The sequence below is a fragment of the Actinacidiphila epipremni genome (genome assembly GCF_012034175.1).
GTDB classification, from domain to species: domain Bacteria; phylum Actinomycetota; class Actinomycetes; order Streptomycetales; family Streptomycetaceae; genus Actinacidiphila; species Actinacidiphila epipremni.
Genome location: NZ_JAATEJ010000028.1, coordinates 118,020 through 125,954, shown reverse-complemented (window position 1 = coordinate 125,954; position 7,935 = coordinate 118,020). Strand labels below are relative to the sequence as shown.

Genomic DNA, 7,935 nt, shown 5'->3' with positions numbered 1-7,935 from the left:
CCGCCTGACCGGCGACGGCGGACGCATGCTCAAAGGCCAGATCGCCCTCACCCCCACCCGCCCCACCCAACCCGTTGTCGGCGGTGGCAACAGCGGCGGTCCCGGCACGGTGGTGAGCCTGCGGGCCCGCGCCGACAACGACTACGTGACGGCGGAGAGCGGCGGCGCGGCGCCGCTGATCGCCAACCGCACCGCGATCGGCCCGTGGGAGCAGTTCGACCTGCTCGACCAGGGCGGCGGCAATGTCGCGCTGCGCGCGCACGCCAACAACCTCATCGTCTGCGCCGACAACGCCGGCGCGTCCCCGCTGATCGCCAACCGCACCGCGGTCGGCGCCTGGGAGACCTTCCAGCTCGTCCACAACGCCAACGGCACCGTGAGCCTCAAGGCGCAGGCCAACGGCCTGTACGTGACGGCGGAGAACGCCGGGGCGGCGGCCCTGGTCGCCAACAGGACCGCGATCGGCGGCTGGGAGCAGTTCGACCTCATCACCGGCTGATCCCCTTCGGCCACCGCGCTCCCCCCACCGGCGGGCGGTTCACCCGGGAACGGCATCCGGGTGAACCGCCCGTTCGCCGAGTGGCGCGGCGGCCCCGGCTCGCACACCGTGGTGGCAGTCTGCCCCCGCGCCGAACGGACCGCGCGGTCCGCCGTCCGGGTGACCCCCGGGAGGGGCACGCGGCGCAGCACGCGCAGGCGCGACGGTGACGCACAGCCACGCATGGAGCCCGGCGGTCTAGACTCTCCAGGCACCGGCCTGTCCGAAACTGACCGGAGACAGGCCGTCCATGCCCGATCCCGAGGGGTATTCGGCACTTTGATACAGATAGAGTCAGTTACCAAGCGCTACCCCGACGGGACGACCGCCGTCGACGGCCTGTCACTGGAGATACCGGACGGTTCGATCACCGTCCTGGTGGGTCCGTCGGGATGCGGCAAGACGACCACACTGCGCATGATCAACCGGATGGTGGAGCAGACGTCGGGGCGGATCCTCCTCGACGGCGCCGACATACGCGAGCAGCCGGTCAGTACGCTGCGCCGCTCGATGGGCTACGTCATCCAGAACGCCGGCCTCTTCCCGCACCGCACCATCGTCGACAACATCGCGACCGTGCCGCGCATGCTGGGCTGGGACCGGCGCAGGGCCCGTGAGCGCGCCCGTGAGCTGATGGAGCGGGTGGGCCTGGACGGCGCGCTCGCCAGGCGCTACCCGTACCAGCTCTCCGGCGGCCAGCAGCAGCGCGTGGGCGTGGCCCGGGCGCTCGCCGCCGACCCGCCGGTCCTGCTGATGGACGAGCCCTTCTCCGCGGTCGACCCGATCGTCCGCAAGAGCCTCCAGGCCGAGCTGCTGCGGATCCAGGAGGAGCTCGGCAAGACGATCGTCTTCGTCACCCACGACATCGACGAGGCCATCAGGATCGGCGACATGGTCGCGGTGCTGCGGACCGGCGGCAAGCTCGCCCAGTTCGCGCCGCCCGACGAGCTGCTCAGCTCCCCCGCCGACGCCTTCGTCGAGGACTTCCTCGGCACCGACCGGGGTATCCGGCGGCTGTCGTTCTTCGGCTCCGACGGCCTGGAACTGACGACGCAGCCGGTGCTGCCGGCCGGCGCGGACGCCGCGCAGGCCGCGCGGGCCGCCGCGTCGGGGGCCCCGTACGTCCTGCTCACCGACGCCGAGGGCCGGCCGCGCGGCTGGGCCGAGGCGAAGGGCGGGCCGGCCGGCGGCGAGCCGGAGCTGCTGCCCACGGGCCGGCCCTTCGTCGCCGGGCGGGAGTCGCTGCGGGACGCGCTGGACTGCGCGGTGCTCTCGCCGACCGGCTGGGCCGTCGCCGTGGACGACCAGGGCAAGGTGGTGGGCGTGGTGTCGCAGGAGGCGATCGGCGCGGCCATCCGCAGCGCGCACGCGGCCCGGCAGGACGGCGACGGCGCCGGTGGCGCCGACCGGGCGGACGCCACCCGGGCCGGGGCGGTGACATGAGCGGCGGCGCGGGCTTCTTTGACATCCCCAGCGACCTCCAGCACTCCTACGCCGGCCTGATCGGCATCCACATGCAGGAGGCGATGATCCCGGTCGGCATCGGCCTGGCGGTGGCGCTGCCGCTGGGCCAGCTGTGCGTACGCTTCCGCTGGCTGTACCCGCCGGTGCTGTGGGTCACCACGGTGCTGTACGCCATCCCGTCGCTGACCTTCTTCGTGTTCCTGATCGACTACACCGGGGCGACGCGTACCACGGTGATGATCCCGCTGACCGTCTACAGCCTGGTGGTGCTGGTGCCGGCGATCGTCGACGGCGTCAGATCGGTGCCGCAGGACACCCTGTCGGCGGCCACCGCCATGGGGCTCGGGCCGGTGCAGCGCTATCTGCAGGTCCAGTTGCCGCTCGCGGTGCCGGCGATCATCGCGGGGCTGCGGGTCGCGACCGCCTCCAGCATCAGCCTGGTGAGCGTCGGCGCGCTCATCGGCAACCAGGGCGCGCTCGGCAACCTGCTGCAGGACGCGATCCTCTACCACCGCTCCAACCTCGCGCTGAACTCCGTCGTGACGATCGCGGTGCTGGCCGTGCTGACCGACATCGTGCTGGTGCTGCTGCGGATGGCGCTGACGCCGTGGCTGCCGCGCAGCGGCAAGGCCGCCGGCCGCGCGGCCCGCGCCACCGCCGTCGAACCGTCCACCGAGGCCGCGCTGCTGGAGGACGCCGCGTCATGAGCCTGTTCCAGTTCATCAGCGACTTCTTCCGGGACAACGCCAACTGGCACGGCGCGTACGGCATCCCGCACCGGTTGCTGGAGCATGTGGAGTACTCGCTCATCGCGCTCGGCATCGCGGCCGGCATCGCGCTGCCGGTGGGCCTGGTCACCGGCCACACCGGGCGCGGCGGCAACGCGCTGGCGCTGGTGGCGACCGCCGCGCGGGCGCTGCCGAGCTACGGCCTGCTGGTGCTGATGTTCTTCTGGCTGGGCCTGGGGCTCACCCCGGTGATGATCCCGCTGGTCGCGCTGGCGGTGCCGCCCATCCTGGTGACCACCTACGAGGCGATGCGCACCCTCGATCCGGCCCCCGTGGACGCCGCACGCGGCATGGGCATGGGGCCGGCGGCGGTGCTCTTCCAGGTCGAACTGCCCTCGGCGCTGCCGCTGGTCCTCAGCGGGCTGCGCTCGGCGGCCATCCAAGTGGTCTCTACCACTGCGATCGCCGCGACGGTGTCGCTGGGGGGCCTGGGACGGTTCGTCGTCGACGGGCTCTACCAGCAGAACTACACGATCGTGGTGGGCGGCGCGACGCTCATCGCCGGGCTCGCGCTCGTCACGATCGCGCTGTTCTGGCTGGTCGGACGGTTCGTCGTGTCGCCGGGCGTGCGGGGGCGGCGGTGAGCGGGACGGCGCGCGGCGCGCGGGAGGGCGCCGGTTTTGTTGCGTCGTGTTGCGCCGTGTTGCGGCGATGTTGCGGGCGGCGCGCGGCCGGTCGGTGACGTACCGTCAGAGGCGAACTGCGGGCTTCGTGGCCGGTTCGCATCGATGCCAATCGGTGACCATGGCGGCCTTGACTGTGTTTGAGGCCGCTGGATTGGATCAGTTGGTGTACGGAACCGACGTTTCGACGACATCTGAACGCCAGCCGAACCCTCAGCCCCCGGAAGCGGGAATCGTGACTTCACATTCGCAGAGCAGCACAGGCCCTCGACACCTCCGAGCGGCGGCGATCCTTCTCGCCGCGACCACGGCCGCGGCGCTCCTCGCGGGCTGTTCCGACTCCTCGTCCTCCTCGGACACCCCCAACGGGTCCGCGTCGTCCACCGGCGGCAAGAGCAAGCCCAAGGACCCGCTGGCGGGCGCGGCCCCCAAGAGCGGCACGGTGGTCGTGGGCTCGAACAACTTCGCCGAGTCCGTCGTGCTGATGGACGTCTACGGCGAGGCGCTGAAGGCCAAGGGCATCAACGTCCAGTACAAGCCGGACATCGGCACCCGTGAGATCACCTACGGGCTGGTCAAGAACGGCTCGGTGACGGTGCTGCCGGAGTACAACGGCTCGCTGCTGTCGTACCTGGACAAGACGGCCGCGCCGACCAGCATCGAGGCGACGACGGCCGCGATCGAGGCGAAGCTCGACCCGTCGCTGACGATGCTCGACCCGGCCGCGGCGGAGGACAAGGACTCCCTCACGGTCAACGCGCAGACCGCGGCGAAGTACCATCTGACGTCCCAGTCCACGATCGCCGACCTGGCGAAGGTCGGCGGGCAGATCGTGGTGGGCGGCTCGCCGGAGTTCCAGAAGCGGCAGCAGGGCCTGCCGGGCCTGAAGTCGCAGTACGGGCTGACGCCCAAGTCCTTCAAGCCGCTGGACGCGGGCGGTCCGCTGACCGTCTCGGCGCTGAAGGACAACAGCGTGCAGGCCGCCGACGTCTTCACCACGGACGCGTCGATCACCCGGGAGAAGTTCGTCACGCTCCAGGACCCGAAGAAGCTCTTCGGTTTCGCGAACGTGCAGCCCATGGTGTCCAAGGCCGGCCTGACGCCGGACGCGGTGGCCGCGCTCAACGCGGTGTCGGCCAAGCTCGACACGCAGGCGCTGCTGTCGATGGACGACCAGGTGCAGAACCAGAAGAAGGACCCGCTGGACGTGGCGCAGGCGTGGCTGAAGTCGGTGGGCCTGGGCGGCTGATCCCGCGACGCACCCCCTTCCGGGCCGGCCCGTCCGCCGTTCGCGACGGGCCGGCCCGGTGGCGTGTCCGCTGCTGCTGCTCGGGCCTTACGAGCGGCGGCGGGGCCTGCCGCGGCGCCGGCTCGCGGCGCCGGAGCGGGGGCTCTTGGGCGCGGCCGGCGCGGCGGGCTTCCCGGCGGCGGCGCGGCGGCCCCGGGTGCTGTTCACGGTACGGCCGCGGACGATGCCGATGAAGTCGTCGACCAGGTCGGTCGTCGCGTCCTCGCGCCAGGAGAGCGCCACGCCCGACTGCGGGGCGTCGGCGACCGTGCGGTAGGTGAGGTCCCTGCGGTGGTGCAGCCGGGCCAGTGACTGCGGGACGACCAGCACGCCGACGCCGGCCGCGACCAGGTCGATCGCGTCCTGCGTGGTCTGCGGGCGCTCCCGCGCGGGCCGGCCGGGCAGCCGCTCCCAGTCCAGGGTGTCGTCCAGCGGGTGCAGCACGGTCTCGTCGGCGAGGTCGGCGAGCGCCACCTCCTCGGCGGCCACCGCGAAGTGGTCCTTGGGGACGACCACGACGGTCGTCTCGGTGTAGAGCGGGATCGCGCTGAGGTCGGTGCGGTCGACCGGCAGCCGGACCAGCCCGGCGTCGGCGCCGCGCTCGCGCAGCAGGTCCGCGGCGCCGGCGGCGGTCACGGGGACGAGCTCCAGCGGGACCTCCGGCAGCCGCTCACCCCAGATCCGCACCCATTTGGCCGGTGTCACGCCGGGGACGTAGGCGAGGCGGAAGGCGGGGGTTTCGTACGAGCCGGTCACCGGCCAAGGCTATCCGCCGTGGTCGGGGGCGGCGCACACGCTCGTTACCCTTGACGTCATGACCTCGCAGAAAACCGTCCAGACGATGAAGCCCGCGACCGCGGCGAAGAAGCTGGGTGTCTACCTCCCGGCCACCCCCGCGCAGTTCCAGGAGGGTGTCGTGTCCCGGACGGAGCTCGACGCGCTGCAGGCGGACCCGCCGCAGTGGCTGCGGGATCTGCGCCGGGACGGCCCGCACCCCCGCCCGGTCGTCGCGGCGCGGCTCGGCGTGTCGATCGCGGGGCTGGCCCGCGGCGGGGTGACCGACGCCCTGACCACCGCGCAGATCGAGGCGCTGCGGCAGGACGCCCCGGACTGGCTGACCCGCGAGCGCGCCACCCAGGCCGAGGTCCGCAAGGAGGCCACCCGGCTGAAGGACAAGCGCGCCCAGCAGGCCGCCGGCAGCCGCTGACCCGGTACGGCCCGCCCCGGCCCTGCCCGGGACGACCGCCGGGCGAGGCCGGGGAGGGGACTCGCGTCATGGCGCCGCGGGCCCGTCCACCGGCGTCACGGCGACCTCGGCCGCCCGCGCCGCGCGGCTCGTGCGCAGCCGCTGCGCGAGCAGGGCGAGGACGCCGAAGGCGATGACGGCGGCGCTGTAGACGACCGCCGTGCGGTGCAGGCCGGTGTGGGTGGCGGCGAACCCGGCGATCACGGCGGGGACGCTGAAGGCCAGGTAGGAGATGACGAACGCGACCGCGAACAGCTCGCCGCGCTCGGCCGGCGCGGCTATCCGGGCCAGCGTGCCGAAGCTCGCCAGGCCCGCCGCGCCGAAGCCGACGCCCGCGACGGCGGTGCCGAGCGCGGCGGCGGTGACGGAGTCCGCCTCGACGCCGGCCAGGCCCACGCCCGTGCCGATCGCCAGCAGCGCCGCGCCCAGCGCGAGGGTGCGCTCGACGGGCCAGCCGCGCAGCAGGAAGGACGTCACGGACGCCGGCAGGCACAGCAGGGTGACGACGAGGCCGCCGATGACATGGCTCGACAGGCCGAAGATCCCGGCGGCCACCGACGGGCCGAGGGAGAGGTAGAGCCCGCCGAGCGCCCAGCTGGCCACCAGGATCGGCACCAGCGCGACCAGGTCGGCCCGCAGCCGCGGGGCGACGCCGAGCCGCGGCTGCAGCGAGCGCACCGCGCCCTGCCGCCGCTGCGAGGTCTCCGGCAGCACGGCGACAGCCAGGGCGGCGACCGCCAGCCCGGCGATCAGCAGCTCGTAGACCAGCCGTGTCGGGTGCGGCCCGTACTGCACCAGGAAACCGCAGCCGAGGGAGCCGAGCGCCAGGCCGAAGGCGGGCGCGGCGCCGGAGACGACACCGGCGCGGTGCGGGGCGTGCGGCGGGTTGAGGTCGACCAGCATCGCGCCGAGCGTGGTCATGGCGGCGCCGGTCGCGATGCCCTGCACGAAGCGCGCGGTGAGCAGCAGGTGGACGTCGCCCGCGGTGACGAACAGCACCATGGCCACCGCTTCCAGCACGATGGCGGACAGCAGCACGGGCCGCCGCCCCACGTGGTCGGACAGCGCGCCGAGCACCAGCAGCGCGCCGATCATGCCGACGACGTAGACGGCGAAGACGGTCGTGAGCATGGAGGCGGAGAAGCCCCATTGCTGCTGGTAGACGACGTAGAGCGGGGAGGGGGCGCTGGAGGCGGCCATGAACAGGACGAAGACGGCCGCGACGGCGGCGAAGGCGGGACCGCGGCCGAGACCGCGCCGGCCCCCGGCCCGGGCCGGGTGCGCGATCGTCTGCGGGACGGACGAGGAGGCGGATAGCCGCTCCTGCGAGTGGGGCGCGACGGTCATACGGGACTCCGTTTGCAGTGATCGTTGCGTTAACGACATTAGCCTAACGCAGCGATCGGTGCGATAATTTCCGTATGAGCGCCGCACCTGCCCAGTCCCGTCCCGGCGGCCGGTCCGCCCGGGTACGGGCCGCCGTCCACCGGGCCGTCGAGGAGCTGGCCGCCGCCGACGCGGCGGAGCCGCTGACCATCCCGGTGATCGCCGCCCGCGCCGGCGTCCACCCGACCACCGTCTACCGGCGCTGGGGCTCGGTGGCCCAGCTGCTGGCCGATGTCGCGACCAGCCGGTTCAGCGGTGACGTCGTGGTCCCGGACACCGGCACGCTGGCCGGCGACCTGGAGCGGTGGATGGGCGATGTCGCCACCGACCTCGCCGACCCCGACGTGCTGGCCCTGATGCGGGCGACGATCGGCTCGGGGCCGGAGGGCGGCTGCGCGTGCGCCGTCGACCGGCACGACCAGCTGCGGGCGATGATCGAGCGCGAGCGGGCCAGGGGCGGGGCCGCGCCGGACGTGGAGCGCGCGGTGGACATGCTGCTCGGCCCGCTCTACTACCGGGCGGTCTTCAGCACGCAGCCCGCGTCGCCGCAGTGGGCGCGCGGGCTGGTGACGGCGCTGCTCAAGGACATGTAGCGGGCAGGG

9 protein-coding genes are annotated in these 7,935 nt (G+C 73.3%); 7 read left to right on the top strand and 2 right to left on the bottom strand.

The window, feature by feature from the left end; all coding sequences use genetic code 11:
- The 5 genes from HCN08_RS28520 to HCN08_RS28500 form a co-directional block, all read left to right on the top strand.
- Positions 1-499, top strand: a 499-nt coding sequence (locus HCN08_RS28520) for a fascin domain-containing protein (RefSeq protein ID WP_407648906.1), incomplete at its 5' end; no start/stop codon positions are given.
- A gap of 318 nt (positions 500-817) precedes the next feature.
- Positions 818-1,981 carry an ABC transporter ATP-binding protein gene (locus HCN08_RS28515; RefSeq protein ID WP_167986145.1) on the top strand — a complete coding sequence of 388 codons (1,164 nt, stop codon included), beginning with the start codon at positions 818-820 and terminating at the stop codon, positions 1,979-1,981.
- Positions 1,978-2,709: an ABC transporter permease gene (locus HCN08_RS28510; protein ID WP_167986144.1), complete on the top strand. Its 732-nt coding sequence runs from the start codon at positions 1,978-1,980 to the stop codon at positions 2,707-2,709. Before HCN08_RS28515 ends, HCN08_RS28510 begins: the two co-directional genes overlap by 4 nt.
- The gene (locus tag HCN08_RS28505; RefSeq protein ID WP_167986143.1) at positions 2,706-3,374 is read left to right on the top strand and encodes an ABC transporter permease; all 669 of its coding nucleotides are present in this window, start codon (positions 2,706-2,708) and stop codon (positions 3,372-3,374) included. The genes HCN08_RS28510 and HCN08_RS28505 overlap by 4 nt, the downstream gene beginning before the upstream one ends.
- A 274-nt stretch (positions 3,375-3,648) precedes the next feature.
- Positions 3,649-4,662 (top strand): ABC transporter substrate-binding protein, encoded by a 1,014-nt coding sequence (locus HCN08_RS28500; RefSeq protein ID WP_322974738.1) that lies wholly within the window; start codon positions 3,649-3,651, stop codon positions 4,660-4,662.
- A gap of 87 nt (positions 4,663-4,749) precedes the next feature.
- Here the strand turns inward: HCN08_RS28500 and HCN08_RS28495 are convergent, their stop codons facing one another.
- Positions 4,750-5,457 (bottom strand): LysR substrate-binding domain-containing protein, encoded by a 708-nt coding sequence (locus HCN08_RS28495; RefSeq protein ID WP_167986141.1) that lies wholly within the window; start codon positions 5,455-5,457, stop codon positions 4,750-4,752.
- Positions 5,458-5,515: 58 nt separating this feature from the next.
- On the opposite strand from HCN08_RS28495, the gene HCN08_RS28490 reads away from it, so the two are divergent.
- Entirely contained in the window at positions 5,516-5,908 is a 393-nt protein-coding gene (locus tag HCN08_RS28490) for a DUF5997 family protein (protein WP_167986140.1), read from the top strand.
- 66 nt (positions 5,909-5,974) lie between these two features.
- On the opposite strand, the gene HCN08_RS28485 is transcribed toward HCN08_RS28490, so the two are convergent.
- Entirely contained in the window at positions 5,975-7,294 is a 1,320-nt protein-coding gene (locus HCN08_RS28485) for an MFS transporter (protein WP_167986139.1), read from the bottom strand.
- Between the two features lie 74 nt (positions 7,295-7,368).
- Between HCN08_RS28485 and HCN08_RS28480 the strand changes: the two genes are divergently transcribed.
- On the top strand, positions 7,369-7,926 hold the full coding sequence (locus HCN08_RS28480) for a TetR-like C-terminal domain-containing protein (protein ID WP_167986138.1): 558 nt from the start codon (positions 7,369-7,371) through the stop codon (positions 7,924-7,926).
- The last annotated feature ends 9 nt before the right edge of the window (positions 7,927-7,935 follow it).

What these genes read in the sequence shown, in the direction of transcription:
- HCN08_RS28505 (WP_167986143.1), top strand. Translation starts at nt 2,706, where the DNA reads ATGAGCCTGTTCCAGTTCATCAGCGACTTCTTCCGGGACAACGCCAAC.
- HCN08_RS28485 (WP_167986139.1), bottom strand. Translation starts at nt 7,294, where the DNA reads ATGACCGTCGCGCCCCACTCGCAGGAGCGGCTATCCGCCTCCTCGTCC.
- HCN08_RS28490 (WP_167986140.1), top strand. Translation starts at nt 5,516, where the DNA reads ATGACCTCGCAGAAAACCGTCCAGACGATGAAGCCCGCGACCGCGGCG.
- HCN08_RS28510 (WP_167986144.1), top strand. Translation starts at nt 1,978, where the DNA reads ATGAGCGGCGGCGCGGGCTTCTTTGACATCCCCAGCGACCTCCAGCAC.
- HCN08_RS28480 (WP_167986138.1), top strand. Translation starts at nt 7,369, where the DNA reads ATGAGCGCCGCACCTGCCCAGTCCCGTCCCGGCGGCCGGTCCGCCCGG.